The following is a 25,388-nucleotide window of genomic DNA, read 5'->3' as shown; positions in this document are numbered from 1 at the left end:
GTGGCCTTCACGCAATTGTACTGATGCACTTGTGCATTACCTAATTAACAGCCTTTTGGTTGTAATTATCCAGATTAGAAAAACTCAACTGTCAAATTTATAGGAGTGAAAATGCCAGAACAAGAATTTACCGAAACCGCACCCAAAGATACTACAGTGGCAGAAATCAACAGCCAAACGGGAACCATCACCAAACTCCAGCCTCCCGCACAGTCTCAAGACGAATGGCTAAAATATGGGGAGCAAATTTCTAGCTTTTTAGCAACATTGCCAGAATATCTGGGAAGCTTTTTTAATCAATATAAGCAACCCCTGGTCACTGTTGGTTTAATTGTGGGATCAATTGTTGGGGTTAAAGTACTCTTGGCAATATTAGATGCTTTAAATGATATCCCCTTGGTAGCTCCTACTTTTGAGTTGATCGGTATTGGTTACTCTGCCTGGTTTGTTTACCGCTATTTACTCAAAGCCTCAACCAGGAAAGAGTTAACTAGTGAAATCACCACTCTTAAATCACAAGTTGTCGGTAAAATTCCAGAAGCTTAATAGTGATTATCGCTTCTCTACGAGACGCTGTGGATAGCTTGCTCCTGTATAAGAGTACGCTCTAATTGCAAATCACTGTTGTCTGAGCGCCGGAAGTCGGCGCTCAGACATCTCTGAAAATTCTCTGCGAAGTTCATTGAGACGAACCACCAGCGGACAATCTACCCTTTGAGTTCGGTTTTGGAGTCTGCGAAAATTCTGGAGATATTTTGGGCGATGCCTGCGGCGGGCTAGGCCTACGCACAATGTTTTGAGAGGGGATTGCTTCCAACTTACCCCGTTTTACTAAAGCTTGATGAATCATTGCCGCCACTTCAGCCCGACTAGCTACTTTGTTGGGAGCAAGAATTTGTGGATTTGGATAGTTAACTACTAGAGCATTGGCTGTAGCAGCAGCTATTTTGCCGATCGCATAGGTTGGTATATCTTTAGCATCTTTATAGACACTTAAAATCTGATTTGGGGAAGTGGGTGCTTTCAAATCTAAGCCACTGACAAGGGCAACTAAAACTTGCACTCGCGAAATATTTTGTTGTGGTTTGAAAGTTTTTTTCGGGTAGCCTTTGAGAAATTTGGCACTGATGGCTTGGTCAATTGCTGGAGTTGCCCAAAATTTTGCTGGTACATCTTGAAATGCGATCGCAGTCTTAGACGGTTCTTGGTCAAAGGCTTTTTGGAGTATAGCAGCAAATTCGGCGCGGTTTACAGGCTGATTTGGTCTAAAAGAATAATCAGGAAACCCTTTGAGAATACTACGAGAAGAAAGAACATCTATAAAACGCCGACCCCAAAAGTTATTGGGCACATCGTTAAATGCAATTGGCGGCGGAATGATTGATTTTTGTTTTGCCGGAGTTACTAAAGGCAATGCTGATGATGTAATTAATGGCTCAAGTCCTGTTGAAGAGGGTACAGGCGTCTGTATTTGTGGGGATTGAGTTGGAATTACCTTCGCAGATGGCAACAATGCGGGTGAAGGAGTTCTGCTGTTAGTTGGGAATGAAGGTGTCCTGGGTTCAACAACAGCCTCAGGTGGAGAATAGGGTAAAACATTGTTTGGTACTGCATTTGGTTCCACCTTGGGAGTAGGGGAGGGCAATACTTGATTTGGTTGAACGCTAGGAGAAGGAGTGGAGGAAGGCGACAGCAGTCCGTTTAAGTTCCAACTAGAATCCCTGCGGGACAATGACCAAAAAAGAATCGCTCCGATAGTCGTAAAGGCAACCAGAATGGCTATAAATTCATCAAAGCCAAGGGCAGTTTTTTGGGATGACTCCGGTTCGGAAGGAGGTCGATTTGTCATCGTGATTACCCTGTTAGCAGTAAAATTTGTGTCTAAACAAATTAAGCCACAGATGACTCTTTTACACCACCCCTTTTTAATTCGTAATTCGTAATACTCAACTCCGGCGAGAAGCAAGCTACGCGCAGCGTGTCGCAGACAACCCTCTCGTTCGCGTCTCTGAAAAAGAAGAGAAGGCTTTACGCTGCGCTAACGTAATTCGTAACAAAATATTAGGCTCTCTCTAAATATTCTCCACCAAGATTAGAAACCGCCCGCCCGTTACAGAGGAGGGAATTTTCAGGCTCAAAGGTGCAGCTTTCAGCATCAAAGGCGCAACTTTCACGCTCAAAGGTGCAACTTTCAGGCTCAAAGGTGCAACGTTCACCCTTAAAGGCTCAACGTTCATCCTCAAAGGTGCAACGTTCACCCTCAAAGGCTCAACGTTCACCCTCAGAAGCTCAACATTCACCCTCAAAGGCTCAACATTCACCCTCAAAGGCTCAACGTTCACCCTCAAAGGCTCAACATTCATCCTCAAAGGCTCAACATTCACCCTCAAAGGCTCAACATTCATCCTCAGAAGCTCAACTGCGGCATATTAACCTTGCAACTATATCAACAAGTAGAAACCTCATAGATGCTTGGACACTAAAGATAGCCATCTATGGTATAGAAATGTATAGAATCTTGTAAAGATATAAAATATAGTTCTTAAATGCACACATTTCTAGCTTCTTCCTCAATGCAGCTGTCTGTACCACCAAATCACTTTCAGCCAATGAAGATTGTCGCACTGGGGGACAGCTTAATTTATGGATTCGGTGACCCGGAAAAAGGAGGTTGGATTGAGCAACTACGGCGATGGTGGATGTTGCCGGATAGTGCGGGTCATGTTTTATATAATTTAGGGGTAAGAGGCGATCGCACGCAACAAGTAGCACAAAGGCTAGAAGTTGAATTTCGCCACCGAGGTGAACTCCGAAATCGTGTCCCCGACTTAATTATTTTATCAGTAGGCGTGAATGATTCAGCGCGGTTGACGCGTCCCGATGGTCGAAGTTACACAGATTTTACATTGTTTGAAAAAGAAATTGCTTCTCTGTTAGATTTAGCACAGCAACTCTGTCCTGTGTTATTTGTGGGCATGGTGCCAGTAGATGAAGCCAAAATGCCATTTTTAGATTGCTTTTACTATAATCATGCCGATCAGTATCGCTACAAAGAAGCAACTCGAATTGCTTGCACCAAACGGCAGATTCCCTATTTGGATATTTTTGAGCAATGGATGGAACGCGGTGAAAATTGGCGGCTCAAACGCTTGAGTGAAGATGGTCTTCATCCCAATACACTAGGCTATCAAGCTTTGTTAGAGGATGTAATCAATTGGGATGCAATAACTTCAGTGGGCTTTGCCAATGCAGCTTACCATTCTCAATTTGATTATCACCTTAAACCATCCTGAGAATCATCCTAATAATATAGATATGTTGGTGCTTTGGGGCTAGCTGATATTCTCATATTTGCCATCCTCACAAAAAGCACCAAAATCTTACTAAATTTTAAATGAAAGTAGGTGTAATATCCTTTTACAATTCATCTATAAAAACTTTTGTTCATTAACTCACCATTCCTAACTCTTGTACAGACGCGATTAATCGCGTCTCTCCTAACTCCTAATTCAGCACTCTTATGACACCAACTTTATTAGGTCGCTGGCAAACTCGATTATTATTACTTACAACTATAGGTGTATTCGTATCTCTGCCTTTTGCAATGGGTTGGATTGGCCCTGGTGCTAACTCGGTTTATTTTTGGATACTTGGTTATGTCGCCATCTTTGGCATAGGCTGGGATGTGCTTTATGATTATCTGCAAAAATCCCGCTGGGATAGAGATTGGCCCGCAGTTTATCAACTCTTAGCTGGCATCTGGGAATTGGTGTTTGTGTTTTGTGGAGTCAAACTGTTTGGTTTCTTACCAATACCTTTACCAAAAGAAGAACTTTCGCCAGCGGCTTTTCTATTGCACTATAGCGTCGTGTGGCTAGCAGTTTTTATTAGTTCACAAAGTCTGATGCGAATTATCTTTCTCCGTTGGCGTTTCCGGGGCGGCGAGTGGTTGTAAAATCTCAAATCCTCAAAACTAAATTTATCAAAAGTTTATCAAAAATAAAAAATTAAATCGCAAATTAAAAAAATCACATTTGGCAATTTTACTTGGGATGCAATATGTTGTATTGACGTACAGTTGTGTGCGTCCCTACGAACAACCTGTAAGCTGATATGCATTCACTTTGCAGTCTCCCCGTAGTTCTGGGAGTCATAAGCCAGGAGTCAAAATAAAAAAGGCTCCTGGCTCCTGATTTCTGACCCCTTGGCGGAAATTCTATTTCAACATGCAACATGAATGTCAATTAGCTAATCTCATCCAATAAAAAACACCTAATATTGTGTTTCCAAAATTGGCACTTGTGCTGATGTAATAGTCATGTATGAGAAAAACAGGACAAGTTTTGGAGTGTGGGAAAATTTTTCAATGCAGAGACGTAAATTAAGGTGGTGCAATGTCAAATTTTGATCTAGTTATTCAGCTATTTCTACAACTCACAGTTATTTTAGCCACGTGTCGCATCGTCACGATTTTAGGACGCCGCTATCTTGGTCAAACCGATGTTGTTTGCGAAATGATTGCAGGTGTAATGCTAGGGCCATCACTTTTAGGATTGATTGCACCAGATTTTCAGCAATGGCTGTTTCCTAAGCTTCCCATCATCACTGCTGTAGGACTCAAGATACCCAATCCATCGATGTCGATTTTATATGCTATCAGCCAGATTGGGTTGGTAATTTATATGTTTTTGATTGGTTTGGAGTTCAACACCAAACTGTTGAAACACCATATCAAAAGTGCAAGTTTGCTATCTGCTGCTGGGATTATCACTCCCTTTCTTTTAGGAGCGATCGCTTCTTTTTGGTTTTATCACAATGGTGATTTCTTTCAACCAAAAGTCATGCCTTGGTCAGCCGCTTTGTATTTAGGTGCGTCGATGACAATTACGGCTTTTCCAATGTTAGCTCGCATTCTTTACGAACGTGGTCTTGCACAAACCCGCTTCGGTACTTTGGCTTTAGGTGCAGCATCGGTAGATGATGCAGTTGCTTGGTGTTTACTGGCGATCGTGCTTGCTAGTGTGAAAAATTCTCTGAGCATTGCCATATTAGCAATTGGTGGTGGCATTTGTTACGTGCTATTTGCGATTTTTCTCGGTCAACCTCTACTGAGAGCGTTCACACGCATGACAAAACGCGATGCAGGTGTGAACAGACAAACCCTAACTTTAATGTTGATAATTTTGATGTTTTGTGCATGGTTTACCGATGTCACAGGCATCTATGCAATATTCGGTGCTTTTGTGCTGGGAGCAGTGACACCACGCGGAGAATTTGCCCAACAAATTCGCCAATATACGGAGTTTTTAACTACTTCTTTTTTGTTACCAATATTTTTTGTCTTCTCTGGACTGAACACTCAAATTGCGCTGGTAAACACACCTACTTTGTGGGGAATTACGCTCTTAATTATTGCGATCGCAATTCTTGGCAAAGGTGTTGCTTGTATGTTGGCTGCAAAATTGGCCGGCGAGAATTGGCGCGAATCTGCAACTATCGGCGCTCTGATGAATGCTCGTGGTTTGATGGAGTTAATCATCCTCAATATTGGTTTGGAGCAAGGTATAATTACCCCGACTTTATTCACTATCATGGTGATTATGGCAGTCATTACTACCCTCATGGCATCACCACTGATTGCCTTTTTGTTGCAAGGTACAAGCTATGATAAATCTTCCGCTTAAGCAAATTTAAATATAAAATTAATTACCTATAAATTGGGTAAAATTCTCTGCTTTGACTCTGGCTATCACCGCTAAATAGTTTGTAGTGGCGTTTAAGCGCTACTACAAACTGACTGCCTATTACCTAATTTTTTTGAGATGGGTAATTGGGAACATATTCTACATTTAGCTCCTAAAATCATCAAAATTCATGTTTCACGGCTGCAACTGCATCGTAACAGCAATTGACATGACAACAAAGCACAAATTACTCTTGGGTGTATCTGACAAACTTGACATTTTCCAGTCTTTTAAAGAATCATCTTAGAGAAACCAGATAGTTAATTGTGAGGAAACCATGCACATAGTTATTCTCGTTCTGGTTGAGGTACTGATTGTTATTGGACTTTCAAGGCTAGTAGGGCTAGGATTCCGTTCTATTAAGCAACCGCTGGTAATTGGTGAGATTGTCGCTGGGATTATGCTCGGCCCATCTTTATTTGGTTTAGTTGCTCCCGATGTCGCAGTTACCTTGTTTCCACCAGAAACTTTTCCTTTTCTAAATGTTTTGTCTCAGGTGGGACTAATATTTTTCATGTTTCTGATTGGGCTAGAACTTAATCCTAAATACCTCAGCGGACAATTAGAAGTAGCAGTTTTAACTTCTCATGTCAGCATTTTGGTGCCGTTTTCTTTAGGAACATTGCTAGCGGCGATCCTTTATCCTCTAGTTTCCAATGCAAGTGTATCTTTTACCGCTTTCGCCTTGTTTTTAGGGGCAGCGATGTCGATTACTGCCTTTCCAGTCTTAGCGCGAATCATTACTGAAAACAATTTACAAGGAACGCGTTTAGGAACGTTGGCATTAACTTGTGCAGCTGTGGATGATGTGACAGCCTGGTGTCTATTAGCAGTAGCGATCGCAGTTGCTCGGACTGGCGACTTTGCTGGTGCGATACCCACAATTATCGCCAGCATAGTTTATATCGGCTTGATGTTGACGGCGGGACGTTGGTTCCTCCAACGCCTTGCCAAACACTACCTTCGTGCGAGACGCCTCAGCCAATTGCTGCTAGCTGGGATTTATATGGCAGTGGTTGCGTCGGCACTAATCACCGAACTAATTGGTATTCACTTAATTTTTGGGGCATTTTTACTGGGAGCAGCCATGCCCAAAAATGAAGATTTAGTGCGGGAATTGGCAGTAAAAACCGAAGATTTTGTCCTAATTTTCTTGCTGCCAATATTTTTTGCCTACAGTGGTTTACGGACGCAGATTGGTTTGCTCAACCGTCCAGAATTATGGCTTTTGTGTGCGTTGGTTTTAGGAGTGGCGATCGCAGGTAAATATGTTGGCACTTATGTAGCGGCTCGTGTCAGTGGCATTAGTAAACGGGAAGCTTCGGCACTCGGTTGGTTAATGAATACTCGCGGCTTGACCGAACTGATAGTGCTCAATATTGGTCTAGAGTTAGGGGTAATTTCCCCCTTAATATTTACCATGCTGGTAATTATGGCATTGGTAACTACATTCATGACCTCGCCACTGCTGGAATGGACATATCCGAAGAAGCTGATCAGGTTAGATGTCATGGAACCGGAGTCGGAAGCAGAAATAGGTGATATAGATACAGAGACCACTGCTGGAAGTGAAACTTACGTTCGTCCCTACCGAATTTTGGTGCCAGTAGCTAATCCGAGTACCCAAAAAGGTTTGGTACAGTTGGCAGTAGCGATCGCTCTTAACTACCGACATCCCGCTGTTGTTAACCCTCTTAGCCTGATTGAATTTGAAGAAGACTATGCCTTTGAAAGTACCCCAGTTGAAGCAGACCGATTAATCGCCCAGCGCCGCCAACAGCTAGAAGAATTGATTAATACTCTCGAACCACTAGAAACACGCTCTTATGTGCATCCCATCGTTCGTATATCCAGCAATGTTGCACGGGAAACAGCACAGATTGCCGCACTAGACCAAGTTGATTTAATTCTCGTGGGATGGCATCGCCCAGCTTTTAGTAGCAATCGCTTAGGTGGAAGAGTCGGTCAAATTCTTACCAGTGCCCCAGTTGATGTCGCAGTATTTGTAGACCGGGGAAGCGATCGCTTAGAAAGCTTATTAGTGCCTTATTCTGCAAATATCCATGATGATTTGGCACTGATACTGGCGCTCAGACTGCTAATTAATCATGAAACTTGTATGTTGCAGATTTTACACGTTTTACCAAATCCCCTCAAGGATGAATTGAGTTATGAGTTGGACATGATGATAGAGCAATTACCGAGCAGTGTACGCGATCGCATAGAAATTAAAATTGTCCAAGCTCCAGATCCAATCCAAGCTGTAGTCGAAGCCTCAAAAAGTGTAGACCTGACAATTGCTGGTACCAGCCGTACTTGGGGTATCGAACGTCAAACCTTGGGTAGATATACAGATCAACTAGCCATCCAATGCCGCTCCTCCCTGCTGATTACCCGCCGTTACAGTCAAGTCTCCGCTCATCTAGCTTCCATGCTTCCTGAGGTTAGTAGTCAAGAGCCAACATTGAGGAGTTGAGATTATGAATCATTTCAACTTCAAATCTTTAGTTTTTTACGGAGTAGCAATAAGTTCAGTGCTAGTGTTGTTTAAAACTGTCAGCGTTTATGGGGAAAACAATCTCAAAGCTCCTCCTCCAGTTAACGGCCGATATCGTCTAACGCTGGCTGAGAATTTGCCGAACTGTGAAAAATCGGATACCCTGACGTTAAACATTGAGCAGTCGGGTATTTACTTAAATGCCTCTGTATTACCAGCAAACGCTAACGCCGATACTGACGAAAAGCACTCTCTGGCAGGCATCTTCAGAAATCAACAGTTAAATTTATCTGGGAAAGTTGGCAAATCAATCCTTTGTAATATTCCTCGCCCCCAAAATGATCCTCTAAAGTCAGTCACAATTCAAATGCAACTTGTGGATAAAGGTAGTATGACCGGTCAATTAGCCGTAAATGGCATCCCACAAACTCTGAAATTTACTGCTGTGCCCCAAAAAGCTCAGGAAAAATCTCAGAAGTTAAACAGCCATTGAACTGGTTCCTGGGGGTTGGGGATAGGAATTGGAAGCGCGAAGTAAACAGCAATGTCAGCGCAGTTTTATGGAGCAGATAAAAAGAATGGATCAGGGACTAAAGACTAAACAATTTTGCCAATGGCGCAAGCAGCTATTTAGTATCAGTCTATTAGGCTTTTATGCAGCGATCGCCCTCGAAACTTCCACTACTGCTGCTACACCAGTGGCAAAGCTAAATAATTGGCGTTTTTCCCCCAAGACACAACAACTCGAAATAAATCTCTCAGCAGGCACAACCCCCCATTATTTCTACCTGGCCCAACCCTCTCGTCTGGTTGTAGATTTACCAAATACTAAGTTGGGCAAAGTTACCACACAACAAAATTATTCTGGAGCAATCAAAAGCATTCGCGTTTCTCAACTGAACGATCGCGACACACGCATTGTCCTAGATTTAGCACCAGGGACTGTTTTTAATCCCAAACAGGTACAACTGCAACCCGTTTCCCGAAAAAACTCCACTCGCTGGGTATTACGTTCGGTTATTTCTGGTAAAACTACTGCCGTGAAACCAGGAAACTCCCCACCTTCACCCAAGAAACAACCTCAAACACTTTATAAGTCACAGCCGCCTAATTTACCCGTAACTACTACTAATCCACAACCGCCCTTACTCACAGTTCCTCCTCCATCCAATGAACTGCCCTCAACAATTACTACTAATTCAGGGCAGCCTTTTGTCACTGTACCTCCCCCAACTCCGAATACATCCTCTCAACAACCTGCTTTGATTCTTCCCCCTCCGTCTTTCCCAAATCAACCCGGTAATTTAAATAGCATTCCTCCTTTCGGGATGTCAGAATTTCCAGTTCCAACAGTCCCCAATGTTCCCGAACCCCAGGTGATCGAGTTTGGTCAACCTCTTCCTAAAACTAGATAGGGACTGGGGTGAAAAGAAGAGGAGCAGGGGAGGCAGAGGGAGAAAGAATAACCAATACTTCGGCTTACCTCGGCTTCTCTGCGAGACGCTACGCGTTAGCGGAGCTTTCGCTTTAGCGATACGCTCGGCACGAGTCGCTCAGTACAAGTGGCCCATGCCCCATTTCCAAATCTAAAATCTGTCCGTTTCCTGGGGTGTTCCAACTGCTCCTGGTTGAGCCGTGAAGAAGTTTTGAGCAGCTTCATTCTGATATATACACCTAATATCAGGTTTGTCACTGTCCAAGTTCCCTGTGAAGCCAAAGGTGTTCAGGCGATTTTTGCAATCTCTTACCTGATCGGATGTCACCAGCTTACGATTCTCTAAAAGCGCCCAGTTATTTTGTCGGATCACGCATCCAGGACGCATACTGGGTTGGGCAACATAGACATTGAAGGGGTTGAGAGTGACGAACAGTCTAGCGTCCATCACCATCGCGCTGGCTCCGTACTGCACACAAATCTCAGGGTTTGGTGCTTTGGTGTCAATGAATTCACGAGAAGCCACATTTGATGGAGTCAAAGTGGTTGTAGAACTAAAAGCAATGCCAATCCCAATTCCCAAAATCAACACCCCTCCCATAATTGCGATGGTGAAGAGGTTAAACATAGGGGATTGGAAAATAGAGGGTTTAGAAGTAGTAGTCGATCTACCAGTCGGTTTACGTCTCATTGTTGCTTAATCACCTTCACGCCGATTTAGCAGGGAGTAGTCTAAAGTTTTCTCCCTCTTTTCAGTATGCCTAGTCTTGACTGTAATTGCCTGTGACTTTCTGTGCGATATTCTTGTTATATGAGAAAAATAGGAACTTATCTAGATAATTTAGTGGGCGTAAATAATTAAAGCCTGGTAGTAAGCGGCTCTAACACTGAAAATAGGGCTAGAGCCACTTACTAAGAGCCAATATCAATTTAACATTGTTTATATTTGAATTCATTCTTGCAGGCTTATATATCTGGACAGAATTTTAAGTTGATCGCTTTTTGTTTCTGTCTGAAATAATTTGTGAGTATTCTTCTTTATTTGCTCGTTAACCAATTGTTATTACTTATGCATGAATTTTGTGCTGTTTAACTTAACATTAATTTTTGATGGATTTATATTTACCAATTATATCATATAGGACTCATATTTGATTTTTGAAATATACGTAGGATGCGTTAGCCAGAGGCATAACGCACCGTCCGAAGGCTTTGGTGCGTTCCGCTACGCGATAACACGCCCTACAGATACTTAGATTTTTTCAGAAATCAAATCGGATTCCTATATTTTTGATTATTATCAGATAGCCTGAATTAAATTTTCACAATTAATGCAGTCAAAATGCTGAGATTATCTAGCTTTTGTTGTTAATTTTCAATTTTTAGGATGAGATATTTTTGTTACCCCTAGTAATTGATGTGTCAAACAATGTAAATTAACACTTAATCAAATTTTGATAAGTAATTGAAAGCACGTGACATCTCAAAGAGCGCTACTTTCGGGCAAGAGGTTCAAAACTTCGCAACTTCAACTTCTCCTAGCTGATAGTCTGACTATTTTTTGGGGAGATTGGTTAGATTTACGTGTAAGAATCGTACAAGTTGCTGCATCAGGCTTAATATCTCCACTGATATATATTTTAGCTTTTGGTTTGGGTTTGGGTAGTTCCATCAAACCAGGTTCAGGAATTAGTGGTAACTATGACAACTATTTGGAATTCATATTACCGGGGATGGTGGCGCTATCATCGATGACGATTAGCTTTGGTGGAACGACATTTTCGATTTGTGGAGACAGACTATTTACCAAAACCTTCGAGGAATTGTTGTTAACTCCTATACAGCCGTTAGCGTTGCACATTGGAAAAATGCTGGCGGGAGTCGTGCGGGGGTTGATGACTTCCGGTTCAGTGATTTTAGTCGCGCTGCTGTTGACTGGAAACTGGAATTTTCTCAACCCACTATTTCTACTGTTGGTGGTACTAAATTGTGCGGTATTTGCTGGGTTAGGGGTGATTGTGGGGTTGAGTGTGCGATCGCTCGAATCAGTCGGACTCTACAACAATTTTATAATTATCCCCATGTCCTTCTTAGGAGCAACTTTCTTTGACCCTGCAACATTACCAGCTGCCCTCAAAGTCGTAGTTTACCTGTTACCGTTGACCTACGCCAGCATCGGACTGCGTGCAGCGGCTTATTTACCCTTATCCCAGTTTCCTTGGTACAGCATACCGATTTTGCTGGCGATCGCGATTGCTCTTTCTCTATGGGGTGGTTATAAATTTGCTCATCAACAGGATTAAAGCCTTCATTACAATCTGTGCTTTAACTGTTGAATTTTCTGTAAAACTTTTTCCCGATGCTGTGTAAGCTTGAGCCATTGAGGTAAGCGACTGGCAAGACTGCCATTTTGCCAGCCTAAAGTGTCATCTGCCAGGCGTTCTCGCAACCTTGATTGAACATAGCTTTCTAAGAAGTTCAAATGTGCTTCATTATACGCCCAAAGCACCTGACCGCAACAAGAGGTTTGTAGCCACAGGGGCAAGCCAAAAAAATGGTCTAATATTCCATAGCTGGAATTTCTTTGAGCCATGTAATTGTTCTGCCACAATCGCAGTGCAGATTTTCGTTTGGCAGCATTTGACTGTTGTTTTGTATAGCTACAGTGCTGACAGGTAATTCTTTTGATTGAACTGGGACTTGATTGCTCAGAGTTTACAGTTAATACCTTGGCAGTGCGTAGGCGCAGCCCGCCGTAGGCATCGCATTGGGGACAACGAACTAAAATTTCTTCCTCAAAATCAGAAAGCCGTTTGCTATAGTCTCTAAATCTTATAACCATTTCATATCAAGCCTAGTACGTAGCTCACAGTTAAGACAGTAATGAACCACGGTTCATTAGAATTAAGAATAATTATTTATGAGCCACATATTGTCTAATCTGTCAACGCATAAGTTCTAATTTAGATTTTTTATAAAGATTGCGTGAAATTACTAGTTATCGTGATAAAGCATTACAAGAATTGCTTTATAAATCAACCTATGGGTAGATATCAACTCAGTGAGCAAGCACACATTAACCACTATTTATCTAGCAGGTAGATAGCAGTTTCAAAGTGAGTTTTTGCTGTTTGATTTAACCTAAGCGGTATAGCATTCTGTTAACCAATATGAAAAGGACACAAATATGACTACAATCACAACCAAAATAGCCTTGTCTGTTCTAGGAGCAGTAGGAATCAGTTTTTTGTCTTGGACACCAGCGAGAGCCTTCATTTTTGTAGAACCCATTGTGACGACTAAAAATCAAGACATACTCGACACGAAAAGCCCAAGAATCCTTACAGACTATCTACCAGGCCAAGTAATAGAATATGGTGTTCCAGATGTAGCTAATAACTTTCTAAATTCCACCGGGTACGATATAAATAGTTTGGTTTTTGATTTAAAAACGCTGTCCTATAGTAATCCGAATTCTACTCCACCATTTGATAATGAACCAGTACAGTGGGGAGATGTTAATGGAGATGGGAAGATTGGTTACTCTACTAACTCTGATTTAAAGGATATTTTTACAGACATTACCATTGATGGTAGTATTATCACTTTTAGTGGTGGCGTGATTCCAAATGGAACCCTGTTTTATAATCCATTCGCTACCCTGCCTAATCTAGCGCCAGGTGGTGGAATCATTCCACCAATACCAGCAGATGTACAGGATAAAGATGGGCCGATCAGAGTGGCTGCTTATTACACCGCGATTCCGGAATCAACTAATGTTTTGGGTGTACTAGTCTTTGGCGCTTTAGGTGTAGCTTTAAAATTAAAGCGATCGCTACACTGTTAATGCTGTTACGGGAGATTGGGGACTGGGGAAGAAGCAGGGGAGCGGGGAGCAGAGGGAAAATTCCTCTCCCCCTTGCTCCCCGCACCCCGCCCCTCTGCCTCTTGTGCCCAATATCCTTACTCTGTAATTAACTCACGATACACTGCCAGTGTTTCCTGATGGACACGGGCAACACTCAGCCGCTCTAGGTTTTGATTTGCCCGTTGTTTCCACTCGTGCAGCATCTCGGCATTACTCAATAATTGTACTAAGACCACAGCCAAAGCATTACTATCTTTTACTGGCACCAAAAGACCCGCTTGCCCATTGTCCAAAGCTTCAGGAATCCCGTCTACCTGAGTACCGATGATAGCGGTTCCAGTTTCCCTAGCTTCCGAAAGTACCAGAGGGCAAGGGTCACGGTGCGAAGCCAGCACAAATATGTCACAAGATATCAGATAGCGTTGAGGTTCTGGTTGGAAGCCTTCAAAATGAATACGTTCTTTTACAGAAGTTGCTTGTGCCTGTGCCTCAAATAGCTGTTTATCAGGGCCATTTCCTACCAAATAAAGATTAGCTTGGGGAAAATCTGAGGCAATTTGTTCAAAAGCAGCGATTAACTCAGCAATTCCCTTACGTTGATACATTCCGGCTACGGTGGCGATCGCTGGATGCTGTAATGGTAAAGGTTGATAATCTTTTATCTGTCGGGTGCGGGGACTGCCCAAAGTTCCGTTACATACTACCCGCAACTTATTTTCTGGGATACCACGCCGAATCATCGAATCTTGCACAGCTTTACTCACAGCAATTACCCTGTCAGCTAAACCCATCAGCAGGCTAGAACGCTGAAATTCGTTGTGTACTGTGGAAACTAAGGCATATTTGTGTCCTTTAAAAATGCGTGCTAGGATGACTCCTGTCATCATGTGGGCATGAACTATATCCGGCTGAAATTCAGCTGCGATCGCTCGGTAACGCCTAGCTGCTTTAATCATACTTATCGGTTTCCGGCTTTGGTCTAATTGGTAGTGTTTGACACCATAACTATTTAGTAAAGCCTCGTATTCACCACCAGCAGAAATAACCGCTACCTCATAACCAGATTTTGCCTGTAGACAAGCCAGATCCACAGCCACATTCACAATACCGTTACCTATTTCTTGAACGTGGTTCAAAATATGTATAATTCGCATAATCTTTGAGATGTGTATAAAAAATAAAGATAAGTAACTGAGTGTAAATCAACATAATCATTGAGGTTATTAGTGACAACTCAAAAGTAGCCAGTAGCGTGTAAAATTGACCACTTGCTACTGACTAACAGCGCTTCTAATCAGTTACTTAGCTTAAAGACTTATTCAGTAACGGCTCGATAAATCGGGGTAAAACTCCAAAATTCTGAAGGCTGAATCTGCTATTTCAGTCGCTTTGCTATTCCCCAATTGGTACGGTCAGCATGAGCCAATACCCAGGCATCTGACTCTAGTACAGCACAGCAGAAATATGAATACGATTCTTTTGATTTTTGAGTTCCCAGTCATCTAGGCCGAAGCAGCTTTACAAAAACAGCAATTTGCCTGATGATAAAAAAGAAATTATCTAGTAATAAATAATTCATTACTATTGTTAGTAATTGTGTGAAAACCCAGTAAAGACAAAGCTTCAGTCAGTTTGAGTTGACCTCATAACCTTATCTTGAAGTAACAAAATGGTAACTTTACAAACTCCACACTTCCAATTAAATACAGTAATTTCCACATCATATACACCTCACCTGGTCTTCATCGACACGGCAGTTGAAGACTATCAGAGTTTAATTAACGGTGTTATCCCCCACACCGAAGTATTCGTTATTGACCAGACAAAGAACGGTGTTGAGCAAATTACGGAGATTTTGACGACTCGTGCTGACCAGAATCTTAGCAGCATTCATATTGTTTGCCACGGTGCCCCCGGTAGCTTGCAACTGGGTAACACTCACTTGGGACTCGATTCCCTCGAATCCAATAGCCAGCAACTGCAACAATGGCAGAAGATATTTTCCACCTCGTCCAAAACTGCTAAATCATTAGTTCCATCTGCTACAACATCTATAGTAAACTTACTCATTTATGGTTGCAATGTAGCTTCTGGTGATGTGGGTACAGAATTTATTGCCAAACTGCACCAACTTACAGGAGCGAATATTGCCGCTTCGCGTCAGTTGATAGGCAATGCAGCATTAAGAGGTAATTGGGAACTGGAAGTACGCACCAGTGATATGGAAGTGAGTTTAGCGTTTGCAGAAACGACGCGTAAAGCTTACGCAGGAGTACTAGCAACGTTTACCGTGAATAATACCGGGGACGCAGATGATGGTGATGCGAACAACGGTATTACCACACTCCGGGAAGCAATTAACTTAGCCAATGCGACTGCTGGAAATGATGCGATCGCCTTTGGGGGCGTATTCAGCGATACTACGCCAGATGTAATTACCCTGACCTCTGGGCAACTGACAATTACCGATGATGTTACTATCTTGGGCACTGGGGCGTCGAACCTCACAGTGAGTGGAAATAATGCCTCCAGGGTATTCGAGATATCGGGATTAGGGAGAGATGTCAGTATTGATGGTTTAAAAATTTCTAACGGTAATGATAGCGGTATTTTGGTTAATAACAATACCCTTCTTAGTCTGTTCAATAGTAATATCTCTAATAATACGGCAACCTCCAGCGGCGGCGGTATCAATAACAAAGGCACCCTTAAGCTTACCAATACTAATGTCTCTGGCAATACGGCAATCTCTAGCGGCGGCGGTATCGCTAATCAAGGCATCCTCAGCCTAACTAAAAGCAGTGTCTCTGACAATACAGCAACCTCCAGCGGTGGCGGCATTTATACGGAAGGCATCCTCAACGTAACTAAAAGCAGCGTCTCTGGCAATACGACAACCTCCATCGGTGGCGGCATTTATACGGAAGGCGACTTAAAGCTTACCAATAGCACTGTCTCTAACAATACGGCGAACAACGGTGCAGGCATTTATAACGGAGGAATTAATGTTTCTTTTAGCATCGGTACAGCTACCCTGACTAATAGCACTGTCTCTGGCAATAAGGCATTAAAGGATGGCGGTGGCATTTATAACTTTAACAGCCTTAGCCTCATCAACAGCACGATTACCAATAACACTGGTGACTCAAATGGCGATGGTGTTGGTAACGGTGGTGGCGTTTTCAATAGTGAGCCTGAGATATACAAGTACCCACTCACCGTTGTGGGCAACACCATTATTGCAGGCAACTTCGACAAATCTAGCTCCGGGAATATCAACCCCGACCTGTCCGGCATCACTTTCAAAGATTCGGGCAATAACCTGATTGGTAATCAGACTGGTAGCACTAATTTTACCACCAGCACCTTAGTCGGCACTAACGCCAACCCCATTGACCCAAAACTTGGGCCGCTGCAAAATAACGGTGGTGCGACTTTAACTCATACCTTACTTGCTGGTAGTCCCGCCATTAACGCAGGCAATAATTCTCTAGTTGGAGCTAATGTCACTACTGACCAAAGAGGTGTTGGATTTAACCGAATTTTCAGCGGTACAGTTGATATTGGTGCTTATGAAGTCCAGTCACCGATTGCCCCACTACCTATTAACACAGATACAGTGGTGACTAATACCAACGATTCTGGGGCAGGGTCGTTGCGGCAGGCACTCCTGAATGCCAATGCAACTGCTGGGGCAGATACGATTACCTTTGCAGGCAGCGTATTCACTGATGCTACCCCAGATATTATCAGCCTTACTTCTGGTCAACTGACGATTACTGATGATGTAAGCATTGTGGGAACTGGAGCATCTAAGTTAACCATTAGCGGCAATAATGCTTTCAGTGTATTCGAGATTACGGGGACAGGGACAGATGTCAATATTGATGGCTTGAAGATTGCCAATGCTAATGATCTTATATATGGCAGTATTTTCCTCGATAGCAATGCCAGCCTCAACTTGACTAATAGCACTGTCTCAGACAATCAGGGAGCAGTAGGAGGCATCTTTAACAGAGGCAACCTCAACCTGACCAACACCACTATCTCTGGCAATCAAGGGTCATCATTAGGCGGTGGTGTATTTAACACAGGCACTCTCAGCCTGACTAATAGTACTGTCTCTGGTAATAGGGCATATATCTACAGATCGTTCAATGCCTACGGGGGCGGCATATTTAATACAGGCATCCTCAAGATAATGGGAAGCACTGTCTCTAATAATACGGCATATGCCGAAGGTCTGGCGTACCGTTTTCCTAACCCCTACCCGTCCTATGGTGGTGGAATTTATAACTCAGGCATTGCCGATATATCGGCAAGCACCATCTCTGGTAATGGGGCAGCAGACGGCGGTGGCGTCTTTAACGATGGTACTTTTAGCCTGACTAACAGCACTATCTCTGATAATAATGTAGATACTAAGGGCGGTGGCATCTATAACAACAGCGGCACTCTTACCCTCACCAATGACACTATTACCAATAACAAGGCAATAGGTGGCTACAGGAGTTATGCTGAGAATGCGGGTGTTTTCAATGAATCTGATGGCACTGTTATCGTTGGAAATACCATCATTGCAGGCAACTTAGATGATAGCGACGTTAAAGGAAACTTCACCGACCTCGGCAATAACCTGATTGGCGATAACACTAATAGCACTGGCTTTACTACCAGCACCCTCGTCGGCACCAACGCCAATCCTATCGACCCCAGACTCAGCCCCCTGCAAAATAATGACGGTGCAACCTTTACTAATGCCTTAATTGGGGATAGTCCCGCTATTAATGCAGGCAATAATGCTCTAATTCCAGCAGGTATAACCACCGACCAACGCGGCGCTGGATTTGACAGAATATCTGAGGGTACAGTTGATATTGGTGCCCTAGAGTTCAACGGGCTGAATGGAACCAATGGCGCTGATAATCTAGTGGGCAATAATTATAATGACATAATTAACGCTCAAGCCGGGAATGATACTATCACAGGTAATAAAGGTAATGACATCTTAACTGGTGGCGGCGGCAAAGACAAATTTGTTTACAATTTAGGTGACGGTATTGATATCATCACCGATTTTGGTGGGCTAGGTAAAGGCTCAAATCCCTCGGCAGCGATCATTAGCGAATTGGATACCCTCAAATTCCAAGGTGCTGGATTGACTGCCCGAAATCTGGTACTCACCCAGAATGATAACAATCTGGAAATCACTTTTGAAGGGGTAGCTGATGACAAAGTTATCCTGCAAAACTTTACCCTGGAAAACCTAGACAACCTCTCTACCGTCGGCAATATCTTGTTTGATGGGCAAAGCAGCATTCGTGACAGCTTTGATGTCTTCAATGCCAACTCTACCCAAAGCACCATCTTCAACAAAAACACAGTCACCTTTCTCAATGGACTAATCAATAATAATGTCAATGGCTTTGACAACTCTGATGATGTGATTAATGGTCAGGGGATTTATAACCGCATCGACGGCAAAAGTGGCAACGACTTACTACGGAGTAGTTTCTTGGGCGGTTACGATACCCTTATTGGTGGTGCTGGCGATGATACCCTGCTTGGTGCTTTTGGCGAACCTGATACCCTCATTGGTGGTGCTGGCGATGACATCCTTGTTGGTGGTAGTGGTACACATTACAATATCCTAACTGGCGGTAGCGGTCGTGACCAGTTCATCTACCAAACCTTTGATGCCAATGATACAATCACTGACTTTAATCAAAGCCAGGATAAGTTAGTCCTTACTGACGTGTTTAAGAGTCTGGGCTACACTGGCAGCAATCCCATCTTAGATGGCAACCTACAATTTGTGCAATCGGATACTTCTACACTAGTTAAAGTCGTTGCTAATTATTCTTACACCTTGGCGATTTTGGATAATTTTACCGCGACAAATCTGGTAGTTGGTACTAACGTCATCGTCTAGGACTCAGAAGATTCCTTACCCTATCTGCAACCCTGCCCTCAGCAAGAAGAGGGTTGCAGATGGGTTTTGTCCAAGTGTTGTATTCTTTTTCAAATTGGTATTATTTACTTCTTAATTTCCGTAAATGCTAAGTTTTTAATAGCAAAAACCATCGCCAACGCTTAAAAAATTAGGACTCAATCAACACAAGTTTACGAACCTGAGAATTGTTTCCCTGAGAACGGCGTGATGAGGCAGCAGTGAGCAAAAACTTCCAAGACTGAGGAGAAAGTATAGACGGGTCTATCATTGAAAGAAAACTCTTGAGATTTTTCTGCTTCAGTGCTACTAAACTCCAATGGAGTTTCAGGTAATTTTTGATATCTTGAAGCAAAGGAATCTTTGAGCGATGTTGCTCATTTACCAAGGCGTAAATTTTTTCCTTCATCAAAATATTTGTCGCCAACCGCCGAGACAAAGAAAACTTTTGATTATAAGCACCGGGCCAGATAGTCCGGTAAGCAAGACACTGATTGAAGAAAATAGCATCTCCAAACTGGGCAATCCGAATCCAGGAATCGATATCATCACAGTTAGCATCGAGTGTAGAGTCCCAACCACCAGTTTGCAGGAAAGCATCACGCCGACAAGCTACTTGTACAGGTGTGCCAAAGGGTACAAGCTCTAAGAGCATACCGTAGTGAATATCGGCTTGTGGGATATAAAAAGCTAAACCGGGGCCAACTTGGGGGGTGCGAGAGAGTTCAACTTCATTGCCATCCACCTGAGCAGCGACACAAGAGCAGATTACAGCATCGGGACGAAGTGCGATCGCCTTTGCCATTTCTTCTATGCAGTTGGGCGCTAAATAGTCGTCATCATCTAAAAACTTAATCCAGTCGCCGCTAGCTTTGGCAACTCCAGCATTTACCGTTGCTGCATGACCAAGGTTCACCTCGTTACGATGATAAACAACCTTGTCCCCGAAGCTTTTGAGATAGGTTTGGGTCTCATCAGAAGAACAATCGTCAGCAACAACCACCTCGCACTCGATTGTTTGGTTACGAGCCGAATCAATTGCTCTTTGCAGCAAGTTCAAGCGATTATAGGTACTGATAACGACGCTAAATTTCATAAATTTCACCCCTGTGTTACAGCATTCTGCAATATAGCTTTGAACTTTACGCTGTTGTATCAGTAAAATTATCAATCTCAACAAGTAGACTGAAATAGGATTATCGATTTATCATTGATGATCGTGAGATTTTTTTAAGCAGACAGAAAGACTATGAGCGCTCAAGAGATTATCCGCTCGATTGAAGCGGAACAACTAAAATCAAATCTGCCCGACATTTATGTGGGCGACACAGTAAAAGTGGGAGTGAAAATCAAGGAAGGCGATAAATACCGCGTACAACCCTACGAAGGAGTAGTAATTGCCAAGCGCAATGGTGGCATCAATGAAACTATTACAGTCCGTAAGGTTTTTCAAGGTGTGGGCGTCGAGCGTGTGTTTCTGTTGCATTCTCCCCGGATTGACAGCATCAAGGTATTACGTCGTGGTAAAGTCCGTCGTGCTAAGCTGTATTATCTCCGCGATCGCGTAGGTAAGGCAACTCGGATCAAGCAACGGTTTGACCGCCCTTTGTGATTCGTCCTTCAAAAATATGGGAGAAATCTCAAGCCTCAAGCGGCATCTGCCGCTGACTTGTTTCCCCGACAAAATTGAGGTATGATAGAAATCGCATATTGCGTTAAACTGAAATTTAGTTCAGCGCAATGACTGAAACAAAAACAGCTTGTGCGCTCTTAGTTCAGTTGGTAGAACGCAGGTCTCCAAAACCTGATGTCGGGGGTTCAAGTCCTCCAGGGCGCGCTCAAGAGCAAAAAACAAAGCCCGAAATAATTACGCAGCTGCTAATATAGCAGTTAGCGCTAATAATTTCGGGTAAACTTATTGTATTTGCAGTTGTTTTGCTTCTAGTAAGTGAAATAGAGTCGAAACTGCAAACTTGGATGACAATTAACTAAGGTATAGCTGTATAAGAAACGGGGGAATAAACGGTCGTGGCCAAAAAAAGTGAAGCAGAATTGCCAGAAACTACAAATGGGTTTAGCTTTGGTAACTTCATACAAGGAATCAAAGAAGAACTTGAAAAAGTAGTTTGGCCTAGTCGAAAACAGATAGTGAGCGAATCCGCCGCTGTCTTGTTAATGGTGGCACTCTCCGCATCTTTGATATACTTGGTCGATGGATTGTTTGCTTGGGCAGCCAAACAGGTGTTCTGATGACTTTTGCAACAGATGAACCGCGCAACTCAATGTTGCAGTCGGAGGAAACAGCAGAAACAGCAGAAGCAGCGTCAAAAGAAGCACGCTGGTATGCAGTGCAGGTTGCCTCAGGCTGTGAAAAGCGTGTAAAGACTAACTTAGAGCAACGCATTCAAACTTTTGATGTAGCTGACAAAATTATCCAGGTGGAAATTCCGCACACGCCAGCGGTAAAAATCCGCAAAGATGGCAGTCGGCAGCATACAGAAGAAAAAGTTTTCCCTGGCTATGTGCTGGTGCGAATGATGATGGATGATGATACCTGGCAGGTGGTACGAAACACCTCCCATGTAATTAATTTTGTCGGTTCAGAACAAAAACGTGGTAGTAGTAAGGGTCGCGGTCATGTGAACCCAATACCGCTGAGTTCTTCAGAAGTCGAACGCATATTCAAACAAACCAGCGAACAGGAGCCAGTTCTTAAAATTGACATGGCTACTGGTGATAAGATAATGGTGCTTTCTGGTCCATTTAAAGACTTTGAAGGCGAGGTAATTGAAGTGTCTCCAGAACGGAGTAAGCTCAAAGCCTTGCTCTCAATTTTCGGCAGGGATACACCAGTAGAATTGGAATTTAATCAGGTAGAGAAACAGAGCTAAATACAAATGGCGAAGAAAGTAGTGGCGGTCATTAAACTGGCCTTGAATGCTGGAAAAGCCAACCCAGCACCGCCAGTGGGCCCTGCCTTGGGTCAACATGGCGTCAATATCATGATGTTTTGTAAAGAGTACAACGCCAAAACAGCAGATCAAGCTGGAATGGTGATACCTGTAGAAATTTCGGTTTTTGAAGACCGGAGTTTCACATTTGTACTCAAGACGCCACCAGCATCAGTGCTGATTCGGAAGGCAGCGAAAGTTGAAAAAGGCTCGAATGAACCCAACAAAAAGAAGGTTGGGTCAATTACTAAAGCGCAATTGCAAGAAATAGCCCAAACGAAACTCCCCGATCTCAATGCCAACGATATAGACGCGGCCATGAAGATTGTGGCAGGAACGGCTAAAAATATGGGCATAACAGTCACAGATTAGTCATTGGTCATTGGTCATTAGTAAAAACCAAATGACATAGACCCGTTAGCGGCTTTCCGCAGTGTAGGACAAATGACAAAGGACAAATAACTAAAAATTATCGGGGGAGAGGCAAAGCTTCGGAATTACCCCAGGAGAACAAAATGCCAAAAATATCGCGTCGTTTGCAGGGACTGCAAGCAAAAGTAGAAGATAAGGATTATCATCCTTTAGAGGCTTTAGCCCTTCTCAAAGACACAGCAACAGCTAAATTTACCGAAGCTGCTGAAGCCCATATCCGGCTGGGAATTGACCCCAAGTATACAGACCAACAGTTGCGGACAACGGTAGCACTGCCCAAGGGTACAGGACAAATTGTCCGGGTGGCGGTGATAGCCAGAGGCGAAAAGGTAAACGAAGCAAGCAACGCTGGTGCTGATTTAGTCGGTTCAGAAGAACTGATTGACGAAATCCAAAAAGGTAGAATGGATTTCGACAAGCTGATTGCCACACCCGATGTGATGCCACAGGTAGCGAAGCTGGGTAAGTTGCTTGGGCCGCGTGGTTTGATGCCATCGCCCAAGGGTGGAACTGTGACATTTGATTTAGCAGGTGCGATCGCAGAATTCAAAGCAGGTAAATTAGAATTCCGGGCCGATCGAACTGGTATTGTCCATGTTATGTTTGGTAAGACAACCTTCTCGCCCGAAGATTTGTTAGTCAACCTGAAGGCATTGCAGGAGACGATTGACCGTAACCGTCCTTCAGGAGCTAAAGGTCGTTATTGGCGCACATTTTATGTGTCAGCCACTATGGGGCCATCAATTAAAGTTGATATCAGTGCCCTAAGAGATTTAAAACTGAGCCAAGCAAGTTAATTTTTAGTCATTAGTCATTTGTAAAGGCAAAGGACAAATGACTAAGGACAAATGACAAAATTAAATAAGCAAAGCCGGAGACAGCAGGTGCTAATAACTTAATATCCTGCCGAGGTTAAAACTCTAATTGTCAGAATTACCACCCACAAAGGTGTGATAACTATGGCATCACGAGTCTTACTACTCAACCCCGGCTAAGTTAGCTGGGGTTTGTTGTTTGGGTTCAGGTTGAGAAAAAACACATAACTAGGGCACTTCCCCGATTGTTTTAAGGAGGTGAGATTGGAATGGGTAGAACACTAGAAAATAAAAAAGAGATAGTAGCTGACCTCAAAGAAACTTTGAGTGCGTCAACTCTGGCACTGGTAATTGACTATCAGGGGCTAACAGTTTCAGAAATCACAGACTTACGGCGGCGGTTACGTCCCAGTGGCACTGTTTGTAAGGTGACGAAGAACACCTTAATGGGCATTGCTATCAAAGACGATGAAAAATGGCAGCCTTTGTCGGAATTGCTCAATGGTTCTTCCGCCTTTTTGCTGGTAAAAGATGATTTTTCATCGGCAATTAAGGCGTACCAAGAATTCCAGAAAGTCACCAAGAAAACAGAACTTCGTGGTGGTGTGCTGGAAGGTCGCCTACTCAAAGAACCTGATGTCAAGGTACTAGGAGACTTGCCATCTAAGGAACAACTCATTGCACAAATTGCTGGGGCTATCAATTCCTTGGCTACCAAGATTGCTGTGGGTATCAACGAAGTTCCTGGTTCGCTGGCTCGCGCTTTGCAGGCTGTGGCCGACCAAGAGCAAAGTGGTGGTAGTACCGAAACTGCTGCTGTACAAGATAGCGGCACCGAAAGCACTGCTGAAGGTGATAGTAGCACTGAAACTGCTGCTGAATAGACTTCGTGGTTCATCAGTCAAAAGTCAAAAGTCTATAGTTAAAGACTAATGACCTATGACAAATAAATAATCAAAATTACAGGAGTTATATCAATGTCTGCTACAACCGATAACATTTTAGAACAACTAAAAACTCTTTCTTTGCTGGAAGCTTCTGAGTTAGTCAAGCAAATTGAAGAAGCTTTTGGTGTAAGTGCTGCTGCACCTGTTGGCGTAGCGTTCGCAGGCCCTGGTGCCGCTGCTGCGGCTCCTGAAGCTGTAGAAGAGCAAACTGAATTTGAAGTGGTTCTCGAATCAGTCCCAGCTGATAAGAAGATTGCCGTACTGAAGATTGTACGGGAATTGACCGGTTTGGGTCTGAAAGAAGCTAAAGACTTGGTGGAAGCTGCGCCCAAGGCAGTTAAAGAAGGTGTTGCTAAGGATGCCGCTGAAGATGCTAAGAAGCGCATCGAAGAAGCTGGCGGTAAGGTGACTGTTAAGTAGTCACAATTCTCTTACCACTTTTTTATTAAGGAGCCTAAGTTAGGCTCCTTTTTTTCTCGTAGAGTCTTATGTTGCAGATAAAAATAGTATAATGCTTGGTAAATATCGTCTACCAACACCTTTGCCCCTTGATTTTCACTGCGGCGATCGCCAATCCCGCAGATGCCCAACTCGTTATACTTTTTTACTAATGCATAAATCCATGTCCTGCTGTAGCCCGTTATTTTCTCTACTTCCTCTGTTTTCTTTCCTTGCGCTAGTAACCATATAATCTGATACTGGCGACTTTCTATTCCATCTTTAGCTTGTTTGTAAAGCTGCTCTAATTC

23 protein-coding genes, 1 tRNA gene, 1 pseudogene and 1 other annotated feature are annotated in these 25,388 nt (G+C 43.2%); of the genes and pseudogenes, 18 read left to right on the top strand and 7 right to left on the bottom strand.

Going from position 1 to position 25,388, the window contains the following annotated elements; genetic code table 11:
* The first annotated feature begins 111 nt into the window (after positions 1–111).
* Complete coding sequence (locus tag RM347_RS25245; protein ID WP_322721071.1) at positions 112–546, top strand: CAAD domain-containing protein; 435 nt, start codon at positions 112–114, stop codon at positions 544–546.
* A gap of 133 nt (positions 547–679) precedes the next feature.
* On the opposite strand, the gene RM347_RS25240 is transcribed toward RM347_RS25245, so the two are convergent.
* The gene (locus RM347_RS25240) at positions 680–1,849 is read right to left on the bottom strand and encodes an S-layer homology domain-containing protein (protein WP_322721072.1); all 1,170 of its coding nucleotides are present in this window, start codon (positions 1,847–1,849) and stop codon (positions 680–682) included.
* Positions 1,850–2,072: 223 nt separating this feature from the next.
* Positions 2,073–2,405: a hypothetical protein gene (locus RM347_RS25235; RefSeq protein WP_322721073.1), complete on the bottom strand. Its 333-nt coding sequence runs from the start codon at positions 2,403–2,405 to the stop codon at positions 2,073–2,075.
* A 141-nt stretch (positions 2,406–2,546) separates the two neighbouring features.
* Between RM347_RS25235 and RM347_RS25230 the strand changes: the two genes are divergently transcribed.
* The 6 genes from RM347_RS25230 to RM347_RS25205 all read left to right on the top strand — a co-directional run bounded on the left by RM347_RS25230 (position 2,547) and on the right by RM347_RS25205 (position 9,656).
* Positions 2,547–3,293, top strand: coding sequence for a GDSL-type esterase/lipase family protein (locus RM347_RS25230; RefSeq protein ID WP_322721074.1), 747 nt, complete (start codon positions 2,547–2,549; stop codon positions 3,291–3,293).
* Between the two features lie 227 nt (positions 3,294–3,520).
* The gene (locus RM347_RS25225; RefSeq protein ID WP_322721075.1) at positions 3,521–3,955 is read left to right on the top strand and encodes a hypothetical protein; all 435 of its coding nucleotides are present in this window, start codon (positions 3,521–3,523) and stop codon (positions 3,953–3,955) included.
* A gap of 439 nt (positions 3,956–4,394) precedes the next feature.
* Positions 4,395–5,684: a cation:proton antiporter gene (locus RM347_RS25220; protein WP_322721076.1), complete on the top strand. Its 1,290-nt coding sequence runs from the start codon at positions 4,395–4,397 to the stop codon at positions 5,682–5,684.
* A 337-nt stretch (positions 5,685–6,021) separates the two neighbouring features.
* The gene (locus RM347_RS25215) at positions 6,022–8,220 is read left to right on the top strand and encodes a cation:proton antiporter (RefSeq protein ID WP_322721077.1); all 2,199 of its coding nucleotides are present in this window, start codon (positions 6,022–6,024) and stop codon (positions 8,218–8,220) included.
* A gap of 4 nt (positions 8,221–8,224) precedes the next feature.
* Complete coding sequence (locus RM347_RS25210) at positions 8,225–8,734, top strand: hypothetical protein (RefSeq protein WP_322721078.1); 510 nt, start codon at positions 8,225–8,227, stop codon at positions 8,732–8,734.
* An 85-nt stretch (positions 8,735–8,819) separates the two neighbouring features.
* On the top strand, positions 8,820–9,656 hold the full coding sequence (locus RM347_RS25205; RefSeq protein ID WP_322721079.1) for an AMIN domain-containing protein: 837 nt from the start codon (positions 8,820–8,822) through the stop codon (positions 9,654–9,656).
* Positions 9,657–9,827: 171 nt separating this feature from the next.
* Here RM347_RS25205 and RM347_RS25200 read toward each other — a convergent pair whose 3' ends face one another.
* Positions 9,828–10,367, bottom strand: a complete 540-nt coding sequence (locus tag RM347_RS25200; RefSeq protein ID WP_322721080.1) for a DUF3172 domain-containing protein — start codon at positions 10,365–10,367, stop codon at positions 9,828–9,830.
* A gap of 784 nt (positions 10,368–11,151) precedes the next feature.
* On the opposite strand from RM347_RS25200, the gene RM347_RS25195 reads away from it, so the two are divergent.
* The gene (locus RM347_RS25195) at positions 11,152–11,979 is read left to right on the top strand and encodes an ABC transporter permease (RefSeq protein WP_322721081.1); all 828 of its coding nucleotides are present in this window, start codon (positions 11,152–11,154) and stop codon (positions 11,977–11,979) included.
* A gap of 8 nt (positions 11,980–11,987) precedes the next feature.
* On the opposite strand, the gene RM347_RS25190 is transcribed toward RM347_RS25195, so the two are convergent.
* Positions 11,988–12,518, bottom strand: a complete 531-nt coding sequence (locus tag RM347_RS25190; RefSeq protein ID WP_322721082.1) for a hypothetical protein — start codon at positions 12,516–12,518, stop codon at positions 11,988–11,990.
* A 345-nt stretch (positions 12,519–12,863) separates the two neighbouring features.
* On the opposite strand from RM347_RS25190, the gene RM347_RS25185 reads away from it, so the two are divergent.
* The gene (locus tag RM347_RS25185; RefSeq protein WP_322721083.1) at positions 12,864–13,523 is read left to right on the top strand and encodes a hypothetical protein; all 660 of its coding nucleotides are present in this window, start codon (positions 12,864–12,866) and stop codon (positions 13,521–13,523) included.
* A gap of 116 nt (positions 13,524–13,639) precedes the next feature.
* Here the strand turns inward: RM347_RS25185 and RM347_RS25180 are convergent, their stop codons facing one another.
* The gene (locus tag RM347_RS25180) at positions 13,640–14,698 is read right to left on the bottom strand and encodes a glycosyltransferase (protein WP_322721084.1); all 1,059 of its coding nucleotides are present in this window, start codon (positions 14,696–14,698) and stop codon (positions 13,640–13,642) included.
* Between the two features lie 515 nt (positions 14,699–15,213).
* Here RM347_RS25180 and RM347_RS25175 point away from each other — a divergent pair.
* Positions 15,214–19,476, top strand: a complete 4,263-nt coding sequence (locus tag RM347_RS25175; RefSeq protein ID WP_322721085.1) for a DUF4347 domain-containing protein — start codon at positions 15,214–15,216, stop codon at positions 19,474–19,476.
* Between the two features lie 169 nt (positions 19,477–19,645).
* Here RM347_RS25175 and RM347_RS25170 read toward each other — a convergent pair whose 3' ends face one another.
* Complete coding sequence (locus RM347_RS25170; RefSeq protein ID WP_322721086.1) at positions 19,646–20,590, bottom strand: glycosyltransferase family 2 protein; 945 nt, start codon at positions 20,588–20,590, stop codon at positions 19,646–19,648.
* Positions 20,591–20,743: 153 nt separating this feature from the next.
* On the opposite strand from RM347_RS25170, the gene rplS reads away from it, so the two are divergent.
* From rplS to rplL, 8 genes are all read left to right on the top strand, one after another.
* Positions 20,744–21,106 carry a 50S ribosomal protein L19 gene (rplS, locus tag RM347_RS25165; protein WP_229463194.1) on the top strand — a complete coding sequence of 121 codons (363 nt, stop codon included), beginning with the start codon at positions 20,744–20,746 and terminating at the stop codon, positions 21,104–21,106.
* A gap of 152 nt (positions 21,107–21,258) precedes the next feature.
* Positions 21,259–21,331: transfer RNA gene (locus tag RM347_RS25160), tRNA-Trp, on the top strand.
* Between the two features lie 191 nt (positions 21,332–21,522).
* Entirely contained in the window at positions 21,523–21,744 is a 222-nt protein-coding gene (secE, locus tag RM347_RS25155) for a preprotein translocase subunit SecE (protein WP_322721087.1), read from the top strand.
* Positions 21,744–22,385, top strand: coding sequence for a transcription termination/antitermination protein NusG (nusG, locus tag RM347_RS25150; protein WP_322721088.1), 642 nt, complete (start codon positions 21,744–21,746; stop codon positions 22,383–22,385). The genes secE and nusG overlap by 1 nt, the downstream gene beginning before the upstream one ends.
* Positions 22,386–22,391: 6 nt before the next feature.
* Positions 22,392–22,817, top strand: coding sequence for a 50S ribosomal protein L11 (gene rplK / locus RM347_RS25145; protein ID WP_069071558.1), 426 nt, complete (start codon positions 22,392–22,394; stop codon positions 22,815–22,817).
* 143 nt (positions 22,818–22,960) lie between these two features.
* Positions 22,961–23,674 carry a 50S ribosomal protein L1 gene (rplA, locus tag RM347_RS25140; protein WP_322721089.1) on the top strand — a complete coding sequence of 238 codons (714 nt, stop codon included), beginning with the start codon at positions 22,961–22,963 and terminating at the stop codon, positions 23,672–23,674.
* A gap of 56 nt (positions 23,675–23,730) precedes the next feature.
* Positions 23,731–23,898: a sequence feature (ribosomal protein L10 leader region), on the top strand.
* A gap of 63 nt (positions 23,899–23,961) precedes the next feature.
* Positions 23,962–24,576: a 50S ribosomal protein L10 gene (rplJ, locus tag RM347_RS25135; RefSeq protein ID WP_322721090.1), complete on the top strand. Its 615-nt coding sequence runs from the start codon at positions 23,962–23,964 to the stop codon at positions 24,574–24,576.
* 93 nt (positions 24,577–24,669) lie between these two features.
* Positions 24,670–25,059 (top strand): 50S ribosomal protein L7/L12, encoded by a 390-nt coding sequence (gene rplL, locus RM347_RS25130; protein WP_322721091.1) that lies wholly within the window; start codon positions 24,670–24,672, stop codon positions 25,057–25,059.
* Between the two features lie 71 nt (positions 25,060–25,130).
* Here rplL and RM347_RS25125 read toward each other — a convergent pair.
* A pseudogene (locus RM347_RS25125) lies at positions 25,131–25,388 on the bottom strand (helix-turn-helix domain-containing protein); the annotation flags it as partial.

The organism is Nostoc sp. ChiQUE02, from assembly GCF_034531305.2.
Classification (GTDB): domain Bacteria; phylum Cyanobacteriota; class Cyanobacteriia; order Cyanobacteriales; family Nostocaceae; genus Nostoc.
This window is presented reverse-complemented; position numbering and strand designations above follow the sequence as displayed.

Bases quoted from the DNA above. Each gene is read 5' to 3' on its own strand.
- RM347_RS25245 (WP_322721071.1), top strand. From the start codon at position 112: ATGCCAGAACAAGAATTTACCGAAACCGCACCCAAAGATACTACAGTG.
- RM347_RS25240 (WP_322721072.1), bottom strand. From the start codon at position 1,849: ATGACAAATCGACCTCCTTCCGAACCGGAGTCATCCCAAAAAACTGCC.
- RM347_RS25235 (WP_322721073.1), bottom strand. From the start codon at position 2,405: ATGAATGTTGAGCCTTTGAGGGTGAATGTTGAGCCTTTGAGGATGAAT.
- RM347_RS25230 (WP_322721074.1), top strand. From the start codon at position 2,547: ATGCACACATTTCTAGCTTCTTCCTCAATGCAGCTGTCTGTACCACCA.
- RM347_RS25225 (WP_322721075.1), top strand. From the start codon at position 3,521: ATGACACCAACTTTATTAGGTCGCTGGCAAACTCGATTATTATTACTT.
- RM347_RS25220 (WP_322721076.1), top strand. From the start codon at position 4,395: ATGTCAAATTTTGATCTAGTTATTCAGCTATTTCTACAACTCACAGTT.
- RM347_RS25215 (WP_322721077.1), top strand. From the start codon at position 6,022: ATGCACATAGTTATTCTCGTTCTGGTTGAGGTACTGATTGTTATTGGA.
- RM347_RS25210 (WP_322721078.1), top strand. From the start codon at position 8,225: ATGAATCATTTCAACTTCAAATCTTTAGTTTTTTACGGAGTAGCAATA.
- RM347_RS25205 (WP_322721079.1), top strand. From the start codon at position 8,820: ATGGATCAGGGACTAAAGACTAAACAATTTTGCCAATGGCGCAAGCAG.
- RM347_RS25200 (WP_322721080.1), bottom strand. From the start codon at position 10,367: ATGAGACGTAAACCGACTGGTAGATCGACTACTACTTCTAAACCCTCT.
- RM347_RS25190 (WP_322721082.1), bottom strand. From the start codon at position 12,518: ATGGTTATAAGATTTAGAGACTATAGCAAACGGCTTTCTGATTTTGAG.
- RM347_RS25185 (WP_322721083.1), top strand. From the start codon at position 12,864: ATGACTACAATCACAACCAAAATAGCCTTGTCTGTTCTAGGAGCAGTA.
- RM347_RS25180 (WP_322721084.1), bottom strand. From the start codon at position 14,698: ATGCGAATTATACATATTTTGAACCACGTTCAAGAAATAGGTAACGGT.
- RM347_RS25175 (WP_322721085.1), top strand. From the start codon at position 15,214: ATGGTAACTTTACAAACTCCACACTTCCAATTAAATACAGTAATTTCC.
- RM347_RS25170 (WP_322721086.1), bottom strand. From the start codon at position 20,590: ATGAAATTTAGCGTCGTTATCAGTACCTATAATCGCTTGAACTTGCTG.
- rplS (WP_229463194.1), top strand. From the start codon at position 20,744: ATGAGCGCTCAAGAGATTATCCGCTCGATTGAAGCGGAACAACTAAAA.
- nusG (WP_322721088.1), top strand. From the start codon at position 21,744: ATGACTTTTGCAACAGATGAACCGCGCAACTCAATGTTGCAGTCGGAG.
- rplK (WP_069071558.1), top strand. From the start codon at position 22,392: ATGGCGAAGAAAGTAGTGGCGGTCATTAAACTGGCCTTGAATGCTGGA.
- rplA (WP_322721089.1), top strand. From the start codon at position 22,961: ATGCCAAAAATATCGCGTCGTTTGCAGGGACTGCAAGCAAAAGTAGAA.
- rplJ (WP_322721090.1), top strand. From the start codon at position 23,962: ATGGGTAGAACACTAGAAAATAAAAAAGAGATAGTAGCTGACCTCAAA.
- rplL (WP_322721091.1), top strand. From the start codon at position 24,670: ATGTCTGCTACAACCGATAACATTTTAGAACAACTAAAAACTCTTTCT.